Source organism: Pseudoalteromonas rhizosphaerae (assembly GCF_028885455.1).
Taxonomy (GTDB): domain Bacteria; phylum Pseudomonadota; class Gammaproteobacteria; order Enterobacterales; family Alteromonadaceae; genus Pseudoalteromonas; species Pseudoalteromonas rhizosphaerae.
This window is the reverse complement of record NZ_CP118496.1, coordinates 3362998-3383384: the sequence shown is the minus strand read 5'-3', so window position 1 is coordinate 3383384 and position 20387 is coordinate 3362998. Positions and strand designations below refer to the sequence as shown.

The following is a 20387-nucleotide window of genomic DNA, read 5'->3' as shown; positions in this document are numbered from 1 at the left end:
GGCACGAAGGCTATTTCACACACAATATTGCCTTCGTTGCTCTTCACGAATATCTAATTTGACAACGCAATTATAAACAAGAGGTCTCCAATGGACTTTAATTTAACAGAAGATCAGCAAGCATTTGCTCAAACAGCTCGTCAATTCGCAGAATCAGCACTGGCTCCTTATGCAGCAAAATGGGACCGCGAACATATTTTTCCAAAAGATACCATTAAAGCTGCAGGTGAACTGGGTTTCTGTGGTTTGTATACGCCAGAGGAAGCAGGCGGTTTAGGCCTGTCGCGCTTAGATTCAAGTATTATTTTTGAACAGTTGGCGATGGGTTGTACAGCTACAACCGCAATGTTGACCATTCACAATATGGCGACCTGGATGATTGCAAGTTTTGGTACTGAGCAAACAAAAGCTCAATATTGTGATCAACTTGTTATGGGTGAGCTACTAGCTTCTTATTGTTTAACAGAGCCTGGTTCAGGCTCCGATGCAGCCTCATTGAAAACAAAAGCGGTTCGTGATGGCGATGATTACGTGATCAATGGCTCAAAAATGTTTATCTCAGGCGCAGGCGAGACCGAAGTGTTAGTAGTTATGGCGCGTACTGGCGGTGAAGGTGCGGCGGGTATTTCTGCGTTTGTAGTACCGGCTGATGCCAAAGGCGTTGAATACGGTAAAGCAGAAGAAAAAATGGGCTGGAATGCGCAGCCAACACGACTAATTAGTTTTGAAGATGTACGCATACCTGCTCATAATTTATTAGGTCAAGAAGGTGAAGGCTTTAAGTTTGCAATGCAAGGCCTTGATGGCGGGCGTATTAATATTGCAACTTGTTCAATTGGCACTGCCCAAGCGGCACTTGAAACAGCCCGTGAATACTTAAAAGAACGCACACAATTTGGTAAACCGTTGGCTGCTTTTCAAGCGCTGCAATTTAAAATTGCCGATATGAATACCGAGCTTGTTGCGGCGCGTCAAATGGTGCGTTTAGCGGCTTTTAAACTTGATAATAATGACAGCGAAAAAACCACTTATTGCGCCATGGCAAAGCGTTTTGCCACTGATGTAGGTTTTACTGTGTGTAATGACGCACTACAAATTCATGGTGGTTATGGTTATATCAAAGAATATCCACTGGAGCGCCACGTTCGTGATGTGCGCGTTCATCAAATTCTTGAAGGTACTAACGAGATCATGCGGGTGATTATTGCACGTCGTATTTTAGCTGAATCAGCAGCCGATATTTTATAAGGAGCGCGAAATGTCAAACCCAAGTATTGAGTTAACCATTGAAGGTCACGTAGCGATTTTAACCATGTCTAATCCGCCAGCGAATACCTGGACTAAAGACACGTTAATTGCCTTAAAAAATATGGTAAATGAGCTCAATGACAATAAAAATGTTTACTCCTTAGTGATCACCGGTGAAGGTGAAAAGTTCTTCAGTGCTGGTGCTGATTTAAATGTATTTGCTGGTGGCGATAAAGGCGTAGCAGCGACTATGTCGCAAGTATTTGGTGACGCATTTGAAGCATTAACTGCATTTCGAGGTGTATCCATTGCCGCGATCAATGGCTATGCCATGGGTGGTGGTCTAGAAGTAGCGTTAGCATGTGATATTCGCATTGCAGAAGAGCAAGCACAAATGGCACTACCAGAAGCCAAAGTAGGTTTACTACCGTGTGCGGGTGGCACGCAAAACCTAGCATGGTTAGTTGGTGAAGGCTGGGCTAAACGTATGATCTTATGTGGTGAGCGTCTAAAAGCAGATAAAGCCCTACAAATCGGCTTAGTTGAAGAAGTGGTACCACAAGGCGAAAGTCTTGCTGTGGCACTTAAATTAGCTACTCAAGTGGCAGATCAAAGTCCTGTTGCTGTTAGTGCCTGTAAAACCCTGATCCAAAAGGGCCGCACTCAGCCAATGGCGCATGTATTACCGCTTGAACGTGAGTTATTTGTTGGTTTGTTTGATACACAAGATCAACAAGAAGGGGTGAATGCCTTCCTAGAAAAACGCAAAGCAAATTGGGTGAATGGCTAATGATTGAGTTAACGCAATTAAATTCACCAGATGCGCCCGTGGTGTTTGAAACTGCGAGCGCTGCAAACGGCTCACTCATTGGTTTTGCCACGCTCAACTCCCCTAAATCGTTAAATGCACTTAATTTTGAGATGATCAAATTATTAGCGCCGCAACTTAACGCATGGGCGGCTGACAGTAATGTTGCGATGGTGATACTTAAAGGGGCAGGGGATAAAGCATTTTGTGCCGGTGGTGATGTAGTCAGCCTGCATAATGCTATGAACAGTGGTGAACCGGCAAATCTAATAGAAGATTACTTTGCTCACGAGTATCGCCTTGACCACCTCATTCATTGTTATGATAAACCGATCCTTGTTTGGGGTAATGGTATTGTGATGGGCGGCGGTTTAGGCTTAATGGCGGGTGCAAGTCATCGTGTGGTAACTGAGAACTCACGTATAGCTATGCCTGAGCTAACAATTGGTTTATATCCAGATGTAGGCGGCAGTTATTTTCTACATAAAATGCCTGAACATGTCGGCTTATTTTTGGGGTTAACTGCAGCGTCTATTAATTGTGACGATGCAATGTATGTGGCATTAGCTGATCACTACCTCAAGGCGGATAAATACGACACTCTGATTGAGCAATTGTGCAGCATTAAGTGGGGTAAAACGGCTTCATTGAATCACGAGAAGCTAACCAGTTTACTTACCGAACTTGATAATGTTTCTGGGCGTATGCCAAAAGGCAATGTAAAGGCGCATTTAGCCACCATTCAAAAATTGGGTGAATTTACTGATCTACGCGATAAAGTAAATTATATCTTAAATCTAGAAACTGACGATACGTGGCTTACCCGAGCGCAAAAAGCATTAAAGCATGGTTGCCCGCTCAGTTGCGCCTTAGTTGAGCGTCAACTTGCTAGTTCAAAAGGTAAAAGTTTAGGCGAATGTTTTCAAATGGAACTGGGTATGTCGGTTCGCTGTGGTGAAGTCGGCGAGTTTCAAGAAGGTATTCGTGCGTTACTGATTGATAAAGACGGCGCGCCTAATTGGCAGTTTAAAACGCTTGAACAGATCCCAGATGAATTAGTCGAGAGTTTTTTTGTTCAACGTTGGGATCACGACTCACATCCACTAAAACAACTTACACAAGGATAATGTTATGTCACTTTCTATTGGTTTTATTGGTTTAGGTAACATGGGTGGCCCAATGGCTGCCAACTTAGTTAAAGCGGGTCATCAGGTTAAGGTGTTTGATTTAAACCGAACGGTCGTAAATCTACTTGCTGAAAATGGCGCGATCGCCGCGGATGATGCTAAACATTGTGCAACGGATGTGGATGTATTGATCAGCATGCTACCGGCCAGTAAGCACGTTAAGTCACTTTATTTAGGTGATACCGGACTTGTAAATATTTTAGCAAAGTCAACGTTAGTAATTGATTGTTCAACGATTGATGCAGCATCAGCACGCGACGTAGGCGCTGAGCTTAGTGAGCATGGTATCGACTTTGTTGACGCGCCGGTATCCGGTGGTGTTGCCGGTGCAACGGCAGGTACACTGACCTTTATCGTCGGTGGTGGCGATGAGCAATTTGCTAAGGCCCAGCCGGTGCTTGCTGATATGGGTAAAAATATCTTTCATGCAGGTGATATTGGCGCAGGACAAGTCGCAAAAATTTGTAATAACATGCTATTGAGTATTCTTATGGCGGGAACCAGTGAAGCAATTCAAATGGGTATAAATAATGGCCTTGACGCAAAAGTGCTGAGCGACATTATGACCGCCAGCTCTGGTCGTAACTGGACCCTTGAGCTTTACAATCCTTGCCCAGGTGTGATGGACACAGCCCCTGCTAGTAATGATTATAAACCAGGCTTTATGGTTGACTTAATGGCTAAAGACCTAGGTCTTGCGATGGAAGCCGCGCAGCAAAGTAATTCAGTAACCCCGATGGGGTCAATGGCTAAAAACCTTTATACCATGTTGCAACACCAAGGTGCGGGCAGCGAAGACTTTAGCGCCATATTTAAATTATTCTCGAAGGAGTAACAGGTGGAAATTAAAAATAATACCGTGGTGATCACCGGTGGCGCGCAAGGCTTAGGATTTGCAATGGCGCATAAACTTGCGTCGCTTGGTGCTAATATTGCGTTAATTGATATGCAACAAGCGCTGTTAGATGATGCAGTTGCTGAGCTTAGCCAACATGGTGTAACTGTAAAAGCCTATGTTGCCAATGTGACTGATGAAGATGCGGTGGTAAATACATTTAATACCATCAATACAGATTTTGGTCATATTGGTGTATTGATAAATAATGCCGGTATTTTACGCGATGGTATGTTTATCAAAGCTAAAGAAGGCAAAGTGGTTGCTAAAATGGCGCTTGATCAATTTAAGTCAGTGATTGATGTAAACTTAACCGGCGTGTTTTTAGCGGGGCGTGAAGCTGCGTGTCATATGATTGAATCGGGTAAAGGTGGCGTGATAGTTAATATGTCGAGTGTTGCTCGTGCAGGTAACATTGGTCAAACTAACTACGCTGCGTCGAAAGCGGGTGTGGTAGCGATGACTACAGGTTGGGCAAAAGAGCTTGGCCGTTTTGGTATTCGTGTAGGTGCCATTGCACCAGGCGTTATTCGTACTAATATGACTGATGCTATGAAACCAGAAGCCAAGCAGCGTATGCTAGCAGTAACACCCGTGGGGCGCTTTGGTGAAGCGGATGAAATTGCGCACACAGCGCAGTATATAATCGAAAACGACTTCTTCACCGGTCGCGTGGTTGAGATTGACGGCGGTATTCGTTTGTAAGTAAACCTTTTTTAAGTGTAATAAAACGGCAAGCCTCGGCTTGCCGTTTTTGTTTTATAACTTAATTGGTTAATAAAGTAGCATTTTAAATGGTGCTGTATGTATATACAGTGCTTTTTGTTTGTCAGTAATAGCTTAACTATTTGAGCTGTAATTCATCTAGCGCTTCCTATTTTAGTTGTCATAGTTGCGATGAACTTCTACTATTAATTATCTATTTGTTCTTATAATGATAAGCACCTTCAGGGATCAAACATACATGATTGAGATAAACGAACAGATACTGAAAGATATAAATAGAAATTTTATTATTCCTCCTAAACCTGAAATATTAACTGAGTTACAAAATTTAATAGCAACTGGCGATGCGCCTATTGCTGATGCCGCTAAGGTAGTGGTAAAAGATTTAGCAATTTCATCAGCAATACTAAAAATAATAAATTCTCCTGCTTATGGCTTATCTCGTACTGTGGCTGATATAAAACAAGCTGTGATGTTTCTTGGTTGGGACGGAGTCAATGCGCTTGTACAGGGCTTGAAATTAAAAGAAATGTTTGCAACCGATAACAGCTGTATTAGTTTAGAAAGATTTTGGGATACTTCAACCGAGATTGCTAATGTAAACATGATGATAGGTCAGCGTATTAAAAAACAAATAGCCATAGAGCCCTTGTATACGCTTGGGCTTTTTCATGATTGCGGTGTGCCTCCTATGGCAATAAAATATGATAATTATTTAACCGCTTTGCACTGCGCTAATCAAACAGACAAAGAAACTATTATTGAGATTGAAGAGCGTTTATATAAAACAAACCATGCAGTTGTTGGCTATTATTTTGCTAATAGTTGGCATTTACCAAAAGAGATATGTCAGTTAATCCTCAACCACCACAATGCAGCTATTCTTGCTGAGGTGACAGATACAGATGAACAAATCTGCTTTGCTATTTTGAAAATGTCTGAAAACTTAGTGACTATGGTCAGACGAGGCTCGCCTATACCACAGTGGGGTATTATAGAATCAAAAGTCTTAGATGTACTGCATTTGAATGATGATGAGTATTGTGACTTACAAGAGGACGTTATTGATTTTTTAAACAGTTGCTCATAAATAATTAATTAAGGTTCTTAGCTTTCGCCTCAGCTATCGTTTAGTGCCAATGTTAGTCCAGTTTTTAGCACTATATTTCTACTTGCTTGGGCACCTTACTGAGCAGCCTAATAACCTTGAGCCGCTGTTACCTTGGAACATTGAGTAAACTAGGTGTTGTTAGCCATATGCTTACCGTTGAAGCTCGAAAACAAAAGGAATTAACATTGCGCTAGGCAATCACTTAGATTCACAAGGTTTAGTGTCATTGAGAGATATTTGCATCAATATTCATCACGGGAGATGACACACCCATCATGCACTTCCTGTTAATAAAAAGTGCATGATGGGTGGTGTGGGGGCTGGAGGTTAGAGACCTCCGGCTACCCGATTAGGTTTCGTTTACGCTTTTCATTGCTTTAAATAATAACACTGTAATGGTCTAATGAAACTGGAGAGGTTTATAGCGTAAAATGAGCTAAACCAAAAAGGTATCACTATGACCAGAAAATCAAAAGTAACACTCAGTGCACAACAAAAACTTGAATATGCCAAATTAATGGTAGAAGAAGGTTATACCAATAAGCAAATTGAAGAGATGTCTGGCGCAGGAAAGTCAGCAGTATCACGTTGGAAGCAACAATATCTATCTGAGCTAGATGGTAAGAGCCCGGGAAATGTACAAGCACTAACACCTGAGCAGCAACGTATTCAATTGCTAGAGAAGCAGCTACAGCGCGCTTTAAGGGATAATGATATATTAAAAAAAGCCACCGCTTTCTTCATTCGCGACAATCAAAATTTAAAGTAATTAAAGCGTTGAAGAAAGCGACCCCAAGCTATACGGTATCTGAGTTGTGTCGTGCTTTAGAAGTCAGTACAAGTAGTTATTACTATGCGCCAGTCACGCCAAATAAGTCAGAGCAGGCACTGCTGGCGTTAATTGAATCTATCGCTGACGATTCCGGTTATACGTATGGTAGACGCAGAGTGCACGTTGAATTGAATGCGTTAAATCATACGATTGGAATATATAAAACAGCGGCACTGATGAAAAAGTTGAATATAAAAGCCATCAGGCCGAAGAAAAAACATTACTACCCTAATTCAGGTGATGAACATAAGTACGCACAGAACCTCTTAAAACGAGAGTTTAACCCTGATTCACATAACACGCATTGGGTCGGTGATATTACCTATATTAGGAATCACCAAGGGTGGAGTTACTTGGCCTGTGTGTTAGATTTATCAACGAGGGAAGTTGTAGGGTATGCCTTATCAACAAGCCCAAATGCTGAATTGGCTATAGCAGCATTGAATAATGCTATTAAGCGTCAACAGCCGGTTTTTAATCAACTGATGTTTCATTCCGATCAAGGGTGTCAGTATTCTGCGGCCTCGTTTAGAGCTCGGTTATCACAACTAACTATAACACAAAGTATGAGTCGTCGAGGTAATTGTTGGGATAATGCAGTAATGGAGCGATTTTTTAGAAGTTTAAAAACAGAGCGACTGAATCGCCTGTCATTTATAAATCATCATTCAGTTATAAGTGAGGTGGACAGTTATATTCAGTTTTACAATTACAAACGTAGGCATTCTACGCTTAATTATATGACGCCACATCAGAAATATAATGAATTAAAAAATGCCGCTTAGAATCTCTACAGAATTTGTTGACCATTACACACTATTCTGGTATATCCATTTTGAATCAATTTTACCAACCTTGGATTAGAAACATAACGCTTACAATAACGGGAAAAACCGAGCGCTTTGCAACGAAGTTGCAGCGAGGCTTTTTCCCAATGAGCGAAGCGAATGATGTTTATTGTTTTGTTAGTGTTCATTGTCAGATTCAACCGTTTCAAACTCAATGCCACCGACACGCTTTGCAATAAAATTGTACCCGAAACACATGAGTCTATTCATTATGTAAAACATAAAACCGTATAGTAATGGTGCTAATGCAAAAATTAAAAACGGAAAATTAGGAATGCTTTCTCCAGTGCTTGTTTTCATTTCTGGAGCGACGAAAAAACCAATGACTCCCATTATGGAAAAAGGAATTGTGAATAGTGCGAACGCTAAAGCAATAACTTTACTAGTTTGGTGCGATGAGAAAGATTTTATCTGGACTTTCATTTTTCCTCCATGAACACTAACGCTTTAAACAGCGGAGAGTCCGAGCGTATAGGCCGTTGTTTGGCCTGCGAGGGATTTTCCGATGGTTTAACTTGTGTACGCCCGACATGGGCATTGACTTATGAGGTGAAAGTCCTCTGTAGGAAGATCACCGTTTAAATAACATACTGTTATTAAACGATAACTACTAGCGAATGGCAAGGGCTAAATCGCGAGAGATAGTCTGGAGGAAGCCGCTAGCAAATCTGCGAGCTGATGAACAAAAACATCATATGAGGCGTAGGCTGAAGACGAGCTAGCACAAGATAGCGAAGTCATGTGATCTAACGGCCACCGTAAATGATGCAGTTGTGCAGAGAAAGTCGATGCACCTTATTCGGGGAGATCTGATAAACACGCATCCGCGCTAACGCTTGGAGATTACCAGTTAGGGACTGGTTGATCAACCCTTGGCGCTTTGGTTGCTGCGACCTACAGCGAGCGAAATAGCAGTAAACAAGCGTTAGTTTAGACGCGCTTTATCGAGTAATCGCTAGAGTGATTTATCAGAAGTCAGCAGACGGCATAGTAGCCAAACGCCCATCGTAATGGAGGGGACACGGTGAAGGCCTGAACATCTTAACCAGAGGAGATACTACAAATGAACTTGAATTCACATAGATCACCGTGTTGCGATAGTGATGAACAGCGTTCTACTGTGAATAATACCTCGAATGAATATAGCCAAACAGATCATGACCTGATGGCAAGGGTACTAAGCAACCACAATATTGGTGCAGCATGGCAACATGTTAAGCGCAATAAAGGGGCTGCGGGTATTGATAATATGAGTATTGAAGAGTTTAATCACTTCGCTAAGTTACATTGGCTGGGTATTAAACAACAATTACTTAACGGCACTTATCAACCCTTGCCAGTCAAACGCGTGATGATACCCAAACCCGATGGCGGTGAGCGAATGCTTGGGATCCCTTCTGTTATCGACAGAGTGATCCAACAAGCCATTGCTCAAGTGATCAGCCCTTACTTTGAGACTCAATTTTCACCACATAGTTATGGTTATCGTCCTCATAAAAGAGCCAGTCAAGCAGTGAACCATGTTCAATTTTGTGTTAAACAAGGTTATAAAACAGCGGTTGATATCGACTTGTCTAAGTTCTTTGATGAAGTAAACCATGACATGCTGATGAATCGTGTTGGTCGTAAAATCAAAGACAAAGCACTCATGCGCCTACTCGGTAAATACCTACGAGCGGGAGTAGCAGAGTGCGAAACAGGTCTGTGGTTTGAGTCAACCAAAGGAGTCCCTCAAGGTGGGCCATTATCCCCTTTACTTTCCAATATTTTACTCGATGAATTAGATAAGAAGCTAGCCTACAAACACCTTAAGTTTGCCCGTTACGCTGATGACATAATCATTTTAGTAAAAACCAAAAGCGAAGGACTAATAATCCAACGGGAAATTACTGCGTTCATCACTAAGCGATTAAAACTCAAAGTGAATGAATCGAAAAGTCGGGTCGGTCCAGTATCAGGCTCGAAATTTCTCGGGTTTACCTTCCGCTACGGTCAAGTGCAGATCCACGAACAGGCGCTAAAGAAATTTAAAGCAAATGTCAGGGAGCTCACTAACCGCAACTGGGGGATCTCAATGACCCTACAAATTCATAAACTCACACAGTATTTGCGCGGCTGGGGACACTACTACCTAATAGCCAACGCTTATCAGCTAACGGTGGATTTAGATCACTGGATCCGCCGTAGGATAAGAATGTGCTACTGGCGGCAATGGCGTAAACCTCGCACCAAAGTACGCAGTTTAATGAAATTGGGTGTTAGCGAACGACTCGCCATTGCATGTGGTATCACCAGTAAAGGTCCTTGTAGAAGCTCAAAAACAAAAGGAATTAACATTGCGATAGGCAATGACTATCTAGCGTCACAAGGTTTAGCGTCATTAAGAGATATTTGGATCAATATTCACTACGGGAGATGAACCGCCCATTGCGGACCCGCATGATGGGTGGTGTGGGGGCTGGAGGTTAGAGACCTCCGGCTACCCGATTATATGTCCCATGCGACATCAGTAACGCCCTCAATGTTTTTTGCGATGTTTTCGATAACTTGTCTTGCTTTCAATTCAGGTGACTTATTGACTTTACCAAAAAACTTCTTAAAAAAGGAGATGCGTTGTTCTGGCCAAATCTGCCATAAAGGAGTTTCCAATTCCTCGTCATTTTTACCGAGGTACACATCAACCATCACTCCGTCGATGTTCATAGCAATACTAAACATATAATCACTGTCGATAGGAGATTCTGGATTAAAATTCAACTTTTTAAGTTCAGAAAACACATACTCAGCAAGAGATTTATTAGATTTAAACATCGCTGATTTGAAATACAGGTTATCACTCACCTCGGTTCCTCCTTGGACATATAACAGCTTATTGAACACCATTTTGGTGGTTTATAAAACCTCAAAACGGTATCTATTACATACTTTGATAATTCCACCAATAATTACTTTTGTAAACAAGTAATTAAAATAGCTGAAATTCAAAGCTTGTTATTTTGCACCAAAACGGCGGTTAATAATGTTATTGGACAAAATTATGAGCCTACTCATCAAAACAAGAATAAGTTTAACTTTTAGCTATGACCGCTTATCGTTCAAACTTGCCTTACAAATTTAAAAACTCTTAGCACTACATTCGCAATATCCCGCATAAATGTAGAGCACTTTCCATGTTGTATTAATGGCAAAAAAATATAGTACTCACTCAGAGTTTTTGGATTTAACAATTTCATGCTTCAGCCTGTTAGTAGCTCAACACAGGGATTCCAAGATCTATCAGAAAAAACCAAATAGGCAACATTAATACCACCTCCGTAGCCCTTGTTAAATATGACTCTCTATTCCAGCCTTGTAAGAGACCATTCCCAATTTGGAACAGAAAGAACATAATCTTGAGATGAAAAACTCAAACATCTATGCAGGTTCTCTTTATCCTCTATAAATCATCAGCCATGCAGTCTGGCTTTACTACCGTTTCACACTGAGCTTTGGGGTATCGAAGAATGACTTGATCTCGAAGTATTATTGTAAGTTACGAAACTATTCGTCAATGGTACAGAAAGTATGACCCAGAAGCGTAAAGATAAAAAAGCGGCAATGCGTTTCTTTAAAAAATTGCTCAAGGGGGCTGAAAGGAGCACCAGTTAAAGTTGTTATGGATAAACTACGCAGTTACACCGCAGCTCAAATAAATTTAATACCAAATGTTAAACACTCTGCCGTGCAATATGAAAATAACCGATGTCAGTTATCACATCAGCCTACTCGACAACATGAACGGCAGATACGTAAGTTTAAATCACAGGGGCAAGCCTAGCATTTTTTAAGTTGTCATGAAGTGGTAAATAATCTCTTTGACTTGGTTGTCATTTACTCAAAGCTAGCCAGTATAGATTTTTTCGTTAACGATCCTTTGCAAAGTAGGATAGGGTTAGTTGCGTCCAAAATTTAAGTTAAGGAGTATTCGGTCGAATTTAATTAGCTCCCGCTGATAAGTTGACAATACTCTGTCGGCCTTTACATGGGGATTCATGGATACAGCTTGTAAGTAAATTAATGATCTGTGCTGAAGAAATGCAAAGCTCCTTTTCTTGGCTCTCGGTCATAAAATAAAAGTCAGCTTCAAATATTTTGCTAAGCAATGTACCTCCAAGGCAAGTGACTTGATTTTATGATCCAATACATGCTTTTAAACGTATGAATATTTTGAATTTTTAAATAGTGGTATGTTATGTGGTTTAGTTCAAATAAGACAGAAATAATGGCAGAGCAAGTAGTTATCACTCATAAAGACGCTGCAGTCATTGTTGATCGAGAGCAGAGGGTTATTGCCAGCAATCAGGCTTACGGTTTTTTAAGCCAAAAATATAACAAACCAGATGATCATCAAGCCCTTACTTTCTTGTTGAAGCATCACGACAAAAGTAGTGATTACATCAAAGGCGATAAAGGGTTGCACTTTAAGTTGCAAACAACACCTCTTACGATTAAGCACCTTGAGTCTTGTGTGCTCTATGTTTTTGAACCAGTCACTGAGCAGATTTTGGCTGAGCTAAATTGGCAAAAATTAATCGGTTTAGGCCAAGATTCGTATGCGGTTTTTGGTATGAATAACAAGCTTGTTACAGCTAACTTTGATTCAATAAATAGTGATTCTCTGTATTTAGACCAGAAAGACCCCCAACTACTAGAAGTTCTTAATAGGGCTTCTAACAGCGAGGATTGCTTACTTTGTCTATCTGAAAAGCAAGACGCTTATGTCCATGTTCATCATCACCTTCTTAATTCAGAAAACGAAAAATTAAGTGCTTTTGTTCTATCTAAACGATCTGATAATACCAATAACGAACAGCTCAAATTGCTTTCTCAGGTGGTCAGTAATACAAGTACAAGTGTATTGATCACGGATAAAAATGGTTTTGTCGAATATGTCAATCCAGGCTTTGAAACTTTATCAGGATATACCTTGGAAGAAGTGAAAGGGAAGAAGCCAAGTGTTTTTTTGCAAAGGGAGCAGACGGACAAAGAAACCATTAAGCGAATTTCAAAAAACTTAAAAGCACGACAGCCTTTTTACGAAGAAATATTGAATTTTGATAAGAGTGGCGTGCCTTACTGGATCGTTTTGTCGGTGAATCCTATTTTTAACAAATATGGTGAACACACTGGCTTTGTTGGTGTTAGCTCTGATGTGCGTGAAATTAAACGACAAGTATTGGAGCAAATTAATCAAAGAGATGCCATCAGTAGTCATTCAGCGGTGTTGGAATTTAACCAAAATGGCCAGTTCATTTCGGCGAATGATTATACGAAAAAGCAGCTGCATATTGAGAATGACGCTCAAATACAATCGGTGATTGGTAATTTAAAAGACTACCTAGATAAACCACGTATTCAGAAATTTGAAAAAGGTGAAGCCACAGAAGTAATGATAAAACTGAATCATAATGGCGCGGAGGTGGTATTAGATTGTGTCATTTCGTCAATAACGGATTTAAATGGTGATATTTCTAAGTACGTTGTTTTTGGCAGCAATGTGTCATCTCGAAATAAACTTGTTAGTGAAACTCATCATTCTATGTCGTCGGTTCTTGGCAAGATCCAGACAACCGTTACAACCATAAATGCCGTAGCTGATCAAACGAATTTATTGGCTTTAAATGCTGCGATCGAAGCTGCGAGGGCTGGTGAAGCGGGAAGGGGTTTTGCAGTGGTGGCTGATGAAGTCCGTAATTTAGCCAAAACTTCAAACGAAGCCGCAGCTCAGATAGGGTTATTAATCAATGAGACACAATCTCATGTTGATCAACTATCGACATTTTTGCAGGAATAAACTGAAATTCTAAGGGGTTACTCGAAGGCTATTAACGTTTTAATAGATAAGCGGTTAATGAGCGCGGTTATTCTCTTGCTGAAGCGAAGGCCCTTGTCAAAGCTAAAAAACAAAAGGAATTAACATTACGCTAGGCAACAACTACTTAGCTTTACAAGGTTTAGTGTCATTGAGAGATATTTGGATCAATATTTATTAAGAGAGATGAAACGCCCATTGCACTTCTTGTTAATAAATAGTGAGTGAAGGGTGGTGTGGGGCTGGAGCTGGAGGTTAGAGACCTCCGGTTACCCGATTATATACAATTGCTTCAAGATCTTAACTAAAAATGAGTTATAGAGGAGGTGGAAACCAAACATTCTTAATTTTTCCATCACGAACTTCGTATATAGCAAAAACAAGCCTATCCTCTTCTTTTTCACCTAACCCTGTTAATCTTTCATAGTCGATTACGATTGGTCCATTGACCATCCTTTGCTCAAGTATTACTTTGTATTCTTCTGGAACACTTTTCAAAAATTGATAAGTTTTTACTAAATCTTCTTTACCAGCTAGATCTAGACCATTCTTTCTGAGATCTTTCACCTGTATATCAGATGAATAGCAACTAGCAAAAAGATCAACATCATGTACGTTATAGGCATCTAACTCTGCCTGCACAACAGTTGCAGGATCCTTGCTTTCGGTACATGATAATACATCACTGGTATACAAAGTCATAATTGCGATAATTGATACGACAATACATTTCATAGTTATCCTTAATTTTAGTGATGAGGTTTAATGCTTGGGCAGATCATAAAAGTTTTCCACAGCCAAGTAGGTAATTTAATTGCGGCATATAACGCTTTGAATATGGGGATTTTAGGAGCGTTTTGGCCGAAGGCCAGCGAGTAAAATTCCCAGTGAGTTTACGAACGACATTATTCACTTGTTAGATTCACTTAACTTGCGTTTCCTCAATCTTCTTATTATCTATTTCTCCAGTTTCCTTGTTTTCTATCCAAACAGCTGAATATTCAGAGTTAAGAACACCTTTGACTATATATTCTTCGTGAGGCTCAGGAGTAAAAGTAATGTCACCACGCACAATTAAATTATCACTAAATAAAGACTGAATCGGAGCCGCATGAGCTGTTGCACCAACAATAGTAAAAGTAGCTTCAATTGCAGGAACGGCAGTTTCTATTAACTGAGAAGTGAAACTGAATCCTTGCCCTTGCGTTGCTCCTCTTGATGCCCCCATAGAATTTACAATTAGTTTTTGATTTACTTTTTCAAGATAAAATATTTGGACGGTGCTTCCATCAACTCTGTTTTCAGAACTAGCTACCAACGCTGATGGCCCTTCATATCCTTCTGGATATGGAGAATGCAATGATACGCAACCATTCAAAAAGATTAAAAATACTAAAACTAATTTCTTCATGAAAATTCCTTGTAGTCCCGCGTGAATCTAACGCTTATTGAACACCATTTTGGTGGTTTATAACACCCCAAAACGGTATCTATTACATACCTTGATAATTCCACCAATAATTACTTTTGTAAACAAGTAATTAAAATAGTGAAATTCAAAGCTTGTTATTTTGCCCCAAAACGGCAGTTAATAATTGGCTGATGGCTGATGGCTGATGGCTGATGGCTGATGGCTGATGGCTGATGGCTTATCGCTGACGGCTTACTGCTTCTTTTTAACTACTTTTAAAACCAATTCTAAAACCGCCCCAGTGTTTGCCATTTACATAAATGGGTACTGATAGGTCATGTAAAATTTCACCGGTATCTCGTTTGTAGGTCTGTAGTAAAAAGCTCTCAGTGTGGCTGCCACAGCGGCTGCCGGTGGCATCGTTGAAAATACGTTTAGTGCGGTTATTCACTAAATCTTGTTGGTAATTGCCAGTTAGTGGCTGGCTGTAGCGCTTATTGTGGGTAGGGAAGTAGCCTTTTTTGTCTACGGCACCAGCAAAAAGAATTTTGTCATTTTCAAGAATCGGCTCTTGAATTGGCGGTAAAATTTTATCGGTTAAAGTATCGTATGGTGTTGTATATTTTGTGGGGTTAGTATTTTTAATTGCTTGATATTCTTGTGAGAACAACTGCTTTTCAGTTAATTGCTTCGTTTCTAGCAACTCAGTAAATTTTACCGCGATTGCATTGCTTGCCGTTGTTGCTACATTGAGTATAGGCTTGAAAAAGGCATTGTGTTCAACTTTACTGAGCTCTCTAAAGATGGTTTCAGATCCTATCGATAACATAGCTGCTTGTGATGAAATTGAGTTACCTTTGGTTGCTATTTCAGCTAGCAAATGGCTGATACTTGATACAGAGGTATTTATTTGTGTGGTTGCTTGTTGAAAAGCAGATACTGCTTGCTGCATGTTTTCTAAGGTTGATGATGAGTCTGTAATATCATGATTTATTGTTACAAATGCTTGGGTAACATTTTCGAGTTCGGTTTTCACTTCATCACTTTGTAAAGAAACCTGTTTCATATCATCATTTGTTTGCACGCTATTAGTATTTATCTCAGTTAGCATCTGTGCAATTTGTTTAGTGGCTTGATTGGTTTTATTGGCAAGATTACGTACTTCATCTGCAACTACAGCAAAGCCTCTGCCTTGTTCACCCGCTCGTGCAGCTTCTATGGCGGCATTTAATGCCAGTAAATTAGTTTGCTCAGCAATGGTTTGAATAACTTGGGTAATGCTTTGAATATCAGTTGCACTTTTTAATAATAAATCTAACTTACTTGCGACGTTAGTAATTGAGTTAGACAACGAATCAATTTGTTGTGTGGCTATTTGCAAGCGTTGCTCTGCTGATGTTGATGCCTGAGATGTTTGCAACATTGCTGCATTTACGATGGTGATACTATTAGTGAGTTCACTACTGTTATGGGATAACGCCTGTGTTGCAGCGCTAACCGATTCGCTTTCACTGTAACAACCATCAATTTCTTTAGTTAGGCTATCTACATAGAATCCGACTTCTGCTGCACCAATTGCATTTTGAGAGGTTGCCACTGTGATGTTTTGAGCAACATTGCTGAGTTGGGGCTGTTTATTAATGTCTGACGCAGGGTTTGGTTTTTTGTCAGTTAACTTGGCTGTAAAAGCGAATAGAGCAGTAAAAATTGCAATGATTAGCGCCGCGACTATCGATAGTTGCTCGAAGTAATATAGAAAACCAATACTGACAGCGAAGAGTGTATAGCATAGCGATTTTAAATTCATTCCATTGACCTTTGTTGAGTTGTAATTTTCAGTCTTAAATATAAAGCACAGAAAATCAATTAATAAAAGGTCTAATAGGGAAGTCGACTGATTGACTTAGCAAACAAAAAAGCCAACCCTAAGGTTGGCTTTTGCAGTAATCTATTGCAGTAATGAGCATCAACTCATTTTAGTAAGTTGCACTGCCTTTTGTACGTGGGAAGGCAATAACGTCACGTACATTGCCCATACCAGTTACATAGGCAACTAAACGTTCGAAACCTAAGCCAAAACCAGAGTGTGGTACTGAACCGTATTTACGTAGGTCGCGATACCAGCTGTAGTCTTCTTTGTTTAAGCCCATTTCTTCTAAACGTGCATCAAGTACATCAAGACGTTCTTCACGCTGTGAACCACCAATGATCTCGCCAATACCTGGTGCTACAACGTCCATTGCAGCAACGGTTTTGCCGTCTTCATTTTGGCGCATGTAGAATGCTTTAATATCACGTGGGTAGTTTTTAATAACCACTGGTGCTTTAAAGTGCTCTTCTGCTAAGTAACGCTCGTGCTCAGATTGTAAGTCAACACCCCATTCAACGGCGTATTCAAATTTCTTACCACAGCTTTTAAGAATTTCTACTGCATCAGTGTAATCAACTTGTGCAAAATCTTTCTCAACAAATTCTTCTAGGCGCGTGATAGCTGTTTTCTCTACACGTTGAGCAAAAAATTCCATATCATCACGACGTTCTTCAAGCACCGCTTTGAACACATACTTAAGCATGTTTTCAGCAAGTTTGGCGATATCTTCTAAATCAGCAAACGCAACTTCTGGCTCGACCATCCAAAACTCTGCCAAGTGGCGAGAAGTATTTGAATTCTCTGCACGGAAAGTCGGGCCAAAAGTATAAATTTTTGACATCGCTGAGGCGTAAGTCTCACCATTTAACTGACCTGATACAGTAAGGAATGCTTCTTTACCGAAGAAGTCTTCGCTGTAATCAACATCGCCTTTATCTGTACGTGGCAAGTTTTGCATATCAAGCGTTGATACGCGGAACATTTCGCCTGCACCTTCACAGTCACTTGCGGTGATGATAGGGGTGCTGATCCAGTAATAACCTTGCTCATGGTAGAAACGGTGAATAGCTTGCGCTAAACAGTTACGTACACGTGTTACCGCACCAATCATATTGGTACGTGGGCGAAGGTGAGCGTGCTCACGTAAATACTCAATGCTGTGGCGTTTTGCCGACATTGGGTATGAGTCTGGGTTTTCTACCCAACCAAGTACCTGTACGCTATTTGCTTGAATTTCGAAAGATTGACCTTGGCCTGCTGATTGTACTAAAACACCAGTAACTGACACAGAGCAACCGGCTGTTAGGCTAGTAACTTCATCATAATTATTTAGTGAATTAGGTACTACCGCTTGAATAGGATCAAAACACGAACCGTCATGAACGGCTAAAAATGAAATTCCTGCTTTTGAATCGCGGCGTGTACGGATCCAGCCTTTAATTGTTACTTGGCTGTCTACCGCAACCTTGCCTTTTAATAGCTCTGAAATCGCTAAGTGGCTCATCTTCACTCCAATGATATAAGTTGCCTACATTAATATGTGCGCTATTGCACTTGAACGGTGTATCTTACCTTTGAATGTAAAATAAAAAAACATTCAAAAGTAACTCTTTGCTTATTCTTTTGCATTTTTGTGGTTTTTTGTCGTTTAAAACCTAGAACTTTAATTTTTTGTGATAAGAAACAACTTAGATCAAAATTTAAAGGCGATTTTCACTGCGATAAAAACGGGTTTTGTGGCATTATATGCAATTACGATATTTAAACTAACTTGCTAAACATATAGGTATTATGAAACAAGTCTTTATTTTACGTGGTTTACCAGGGTGTGGTAAGTCTTATTATGCGCAAAACCTAGCCGATGAAATGGTAGCGGGCGATCAAAGCCAATACTTAATCTGTTCGACCGATGATTATTTTTATAATGAGCAAGGGGAGTATCAGTTTGATAAGTTCAAACTGTCGCAATACCACAATTTAAATTTAGCTCGTTTTATAAATGCGTTAGCGCAAGAAATCCCACTTATTATTGTTGATAATACTAACATCAAGAAATGGGAATTTATTGCTTATAGCCAAGCCGCTGTTGCACTAGGCTACCAAGTTAAAGAAGTGATTGTGGGTGAAGTAAAAGACAAATCAATGCAACACCTGTACGCCAAACGTAATAGCCATAACATTCCACTGAAAATGATCAGCAAAATGGCTTATATGTTTGAGTGGTAATAGTTACCCAAATTACGATTAGATTGGGTAATTATTTAGGGTCTTGATGATATGCTAATAATGTTTTCCGGCAATTGCTGCGTAAATAGCGTCAGCTAATGTGGAGATATCGCCTGAACAACTAATATACGGTGGCATTAAATAGATAAGCTTACCAAAAGGGCGGATCCATACATTTTTACTAACAAAGAAAGCTTGTATCTTTGCTACATCGATAACAGTATCGAGTTCAACCACACCAATTGCTCCTAACGTTCTTACATCAACAACATGCTCAAGATCATTACAACGGTGTAATGCTTGCAGCGCATCGTTTAGGTGGGCTATTTGTGCTTGCCAGTCTTGTTCAAGTAATAAATCAATACTCGCACAAGCCACAGCGCAGGCCAATGGATTGCCCATAAATGTTGGGCCATGCATTAACACCCCAGCTTCACCTTCGCTGATACCAATGGCAATTTTATCTGTGGTTAATGTTGCAGATAACGTCATCATGCCACCTGTGAGTGCTTTACCTATGCATAAAATATCTGGCTCAATATCAGCATGTTCTACGGCAAATAGCTTACCTGTGCGGCCAAACCCTGTGGCTATTTCATCACAAATTAATAATACACCGTAACGATCGCATAGTTCACGCACGGTTCTTAAATACTCTGGATGATAGAAGTTCATTCCCCCTGCATTTTGTACAATTGGCTCGATGATAAAAGCTGCAACATGCTGATGATGTTCTTCGAAATACTGTGCGAGGTGGTGTGCTTCTTGTTTATCGAATTGTTGTCCAAACTGAGTCTTTGGTGCAGGCACAAATACATGCTCTGGTAAAAAGCCTTGGTATAAAGAGTGCATTGAATTAATAGGATCACATACGCTCATCGCAGCGAAGGTATCGCCATGATAGCCTTTATAAGGCGTCATCAGTTTTTGTTTGCTGGTTACTCCTTGACTAAGCCAATATTGCAAAGCCATTTTTATCGCCACTTCAACACTTACCGAGCCGCTGTCGGCTAAAAATACTTTTTGCAACTTACTCGGGGTTATTGCAACCAGCTTTTTACAGAGCTCTACTGCTGGCTGGTGGGTTATGCCACCAAACATTACATGGCTCATTTTATATACTTGCTCAATCACTGCATTTTTCAATACCGGATGACCATAACCATGAATAGCACTCCACCAAGAGGCCATACCATCTATTAGCACTTCGCCGGTGGCAAGGAAAATTCGATTATCGCGAGTGTGGCTAACAGGGTATACAGGCAACGGCTGGATCATTGATGTGTATGGATGCCAAATATGTTGACGATCAAAATCAAGGTCAATCGATTGTTTTTTATTCATTCGTAAACTCAATTCTATTTAGGTTCGTTG

The 20387-nt window shown here is 40.3% G+C and carries 17 protein-coding genes and 1 pseudogene; 11 read left to right on the top strand and 7 right to left on the bottom strand.

All coding sequences use genetic code 11. From position 1 onward, the window contains the following. Window positions 1–90: 90 nt before the first annotated feature. From PVK79_RS14510 to PVK79_RS14480, 7 genes are all read left to right on the top strand, one after another. Window positions 91–1248, top strand: a complete 1158-nt coding sequence (locus PVK79_RS14510) for an acyl-CoA dehydrogenase family protein (protein WP_145233281.1) — start codon at window positions 91–93, stop codon at window positions 1246–1248. Window positions 1249–1258: 10 nt separating this feature from the next. Continuing rightward, window positions 1259–2038: an enoyl-CoA hydratase gene (locus tag PVK79_RS14505; RefSeq protein ID WP_145233284.1), complete on the top strand. Its 780-nt coding sequence runs from the start codon at window positions 1259–1261 to the stop codon at window positions 2036–2038. After that, on the top strand, window positions 2038–3183 hold the full coding sequence (locus tag PVK79_RS14500) for an enoyl-CoA hydratase/isomerase family protein (RefSeq protein WP_257326065.1): 1146 nt from the start codon (window positions 2038–2040) through the stop codon (window positions 3181–3183). The genes PVK79_RS14505 and PVK79_RS14500 overlap by 1 nt, the downstream gene beginning before the upstream one ends. Before the next feature lie 4 nt (window positions 3184–3187). Beyond that, the gene (gene mmsB / locus PVK79_RS14495; protein WP_182779054.1) at window positions 3188–4078 is read left to right on the top strand and encodes a 3-hydroxyisobutyrate dehydrogenase; all 891 of its coding nucleotides are present in this window, start codon (window positions 3188–3190) and stop codon (window positions 4076–4078) included. Between the two features lie 3 nt (window positions 4079–4081). Beyond that, window positions 4082–4843 (top strand): SDR family oxidoreductase, encoded by a 762-nt coding sequence (locus PVK79_RS14490; protein WP_145233291.1) that lies wholly within the window; start codon window positions 4082–4084, stop codon window positions 4841–4843. A gap of 259 nt (window positions 4844–5102) precedes the next feature. Then, a complete protein-coding gene (locus PVK79_RS14485; RefSeq protein ID WP_257326064.1) occupies window positions 5103–5954 on the top strand; it encodes an HDOD domain-containing protein in 852 nt (283 codons plus the stop codon). A 478-nt stretch (window positions 5955–6432) separates the two neighbouring features. Beyond that, window positions 6433–7592 (top strand): IS3 family transposase gene (locus tag PVK79_RS14480; protein ID WP_257324972.1). Its coding sequence is split into 2 segments (ribosomal slippage): window positions 6433–6706 and window positions 6706–7592, totalling 1161 coding nucleotides; the frame shifts between segments, so codons are not numbered across the junction. Window positions 7593–7772: 180 nt separating this feature from the next. On the opposite strand, the gene PVK79_RS14475 is transcribed toward PVK79_RS14480, so the two are convergent. Beyond that, window positions 7773–8078 carry a hypothetical protein gene (locus PVK79_RS14475; protein WP_182735900.1) on the bottom strand — a complete coding sequence of 102 codons (306 nt, stop codon included), beginning with the start codon at window positions 8076–8078 and terminating at the stop codon, window positions 7773–7775. Between the two features lie 640 nt (window positions 8079–8718). Here PVK79_RS14475 and ltrA point away from each other — a divergent pair. Then, window positions 8719–10074, top strand: coding sequence for a group II intron reverse transcriptase/maturase (ltrA, locus tag PVK79_RS14470; protein ID WP_257324051.1), 1356 nt, complete (start codon window positions 8719–8721; stop codon window positions 10072–10074). 68 nt (window positions 10075–10142) lie between these two features. Here ltrA and PVK79_RS14465 read toward each other — a convergent pair whose 3' ends face one another. After that, a complete protein-coding gene (locus PVK79_RS14465) occupies window positions 10143–10496 on the bottom strand; it encodes a hypothetical protein (RefSeq protein WP_182735875.1) in 354 nt (117 codons plus the stop codon). A gap of 601 nt (window positions 10497–11097) precedes the next feature. Here PVK79_RS14465 and PVK79_RS23580 point away from each other — a divergent pair. Both PVK79_RS23580 and PVK79_RS14455 read left to right on the top strand, forming a co-directional pair. Further along, window positions 11098–11561, top strand: a pseudogene (locus PVK79_RS23580) (DDE-type integrase/transposase/recombinase). A gap of 355 nt (window positions 11562–11916) precedes the next feature. Further along, window positions 11917–13488, top strand: a complete 1572-nt coding sequence (locus PVK79_RS14455; RefSeq protein WP_257326063.1) for a methyl-accepting chemotaxis protein — start codon at window positions 11917–11919, stop codon at window positions 13486–13488. 333 nt (window positions 13489–13821) lie between these two features. Here PVK79_RS14455 and PVK79_RS14450 read toward each other — a convergent pair whose 3' ends face one another. From PVK79_RS14450 to asnS, 4 genes are all read right to left on the bottom strand, one after another. Next, window positions 13822–14241, bottom strand: a complete 420-nt coding sequence (locus PVK79_RS14450) for a nuclear transport factor 2 family protein (protein ID WP_257326062.1) — start codon at window positions 14239–14241, stop codon at window positions 13822–13824. Between the two features lie 187 nt (window positions 14242–14428). After that, entirely contained in the window at window positions 14429–14917 is a 489-nt protein-coding gene (locus PVK79_RS14445) for a hypothetical protein (protein WP_257326061.1), read from the bottom strand. A gap of 265 nt (window positions 14918–15182) precedes the next feature. Further along, the gene (locus PVK79_RS14440; protein WP_257326060.1) at window positions 15183–16724 is read right to left on the bottom strand and encodes a methyl-accepting chemotaxis protein; all 1542 of its coding nucleotides are present in this window, start codon (window positions 16722–16724) and stop codon (window positions 15183–15185) included. A 169-nt stretch (window positions 16725–16893) separates the two neighbouring features. Next, complete coding sequence (gene asnS / locus PVK79_RS14435; RefSeq protein ID WP_182718872.1) at window positions 16894–18291, bottom strand: asparagine--tRNA ligase; 1398 nt, start codon at window positions 18289–18291, stop codon at window positions 16894–16896. A 287-nt stretch (window positions 18292–18578) separates the two neighbouring features. Between asnS and PVK79_RS14430 the strand changes: the two genes are divergently transcribed. Beyond that, window positions 18579–19013 carry an AAA family ATPase gene (locus PVK79_RS14430; RefSeq protein WP_145233300.1) on the top strand — a complete coding sequence of 145 codons (435 nt, stop codon included), beginning with the start codon at window positions 18579–18581 and terminating at the stop codon, window positions 19011–19013. A gap of 54 nt (window positions 19014–19067) precedes the next feature. Here the strand turns inward: PVK79_RS14430 and bioA are convergent, their stop codons facing one another. Next, entirely contained in the window at window positions 19068–20357 is a 1290-nt protein-coding gene (bioA, locus tag PVK79_RS14425; RefSeq protein ID WP_257326059.1) for an adenosylmethionine--8-amino-7-oxononanoate transaminase, read from the bottom strand. Between the last annotated feature and the right edge of the window lie 30 nt (window positions 20358–20387).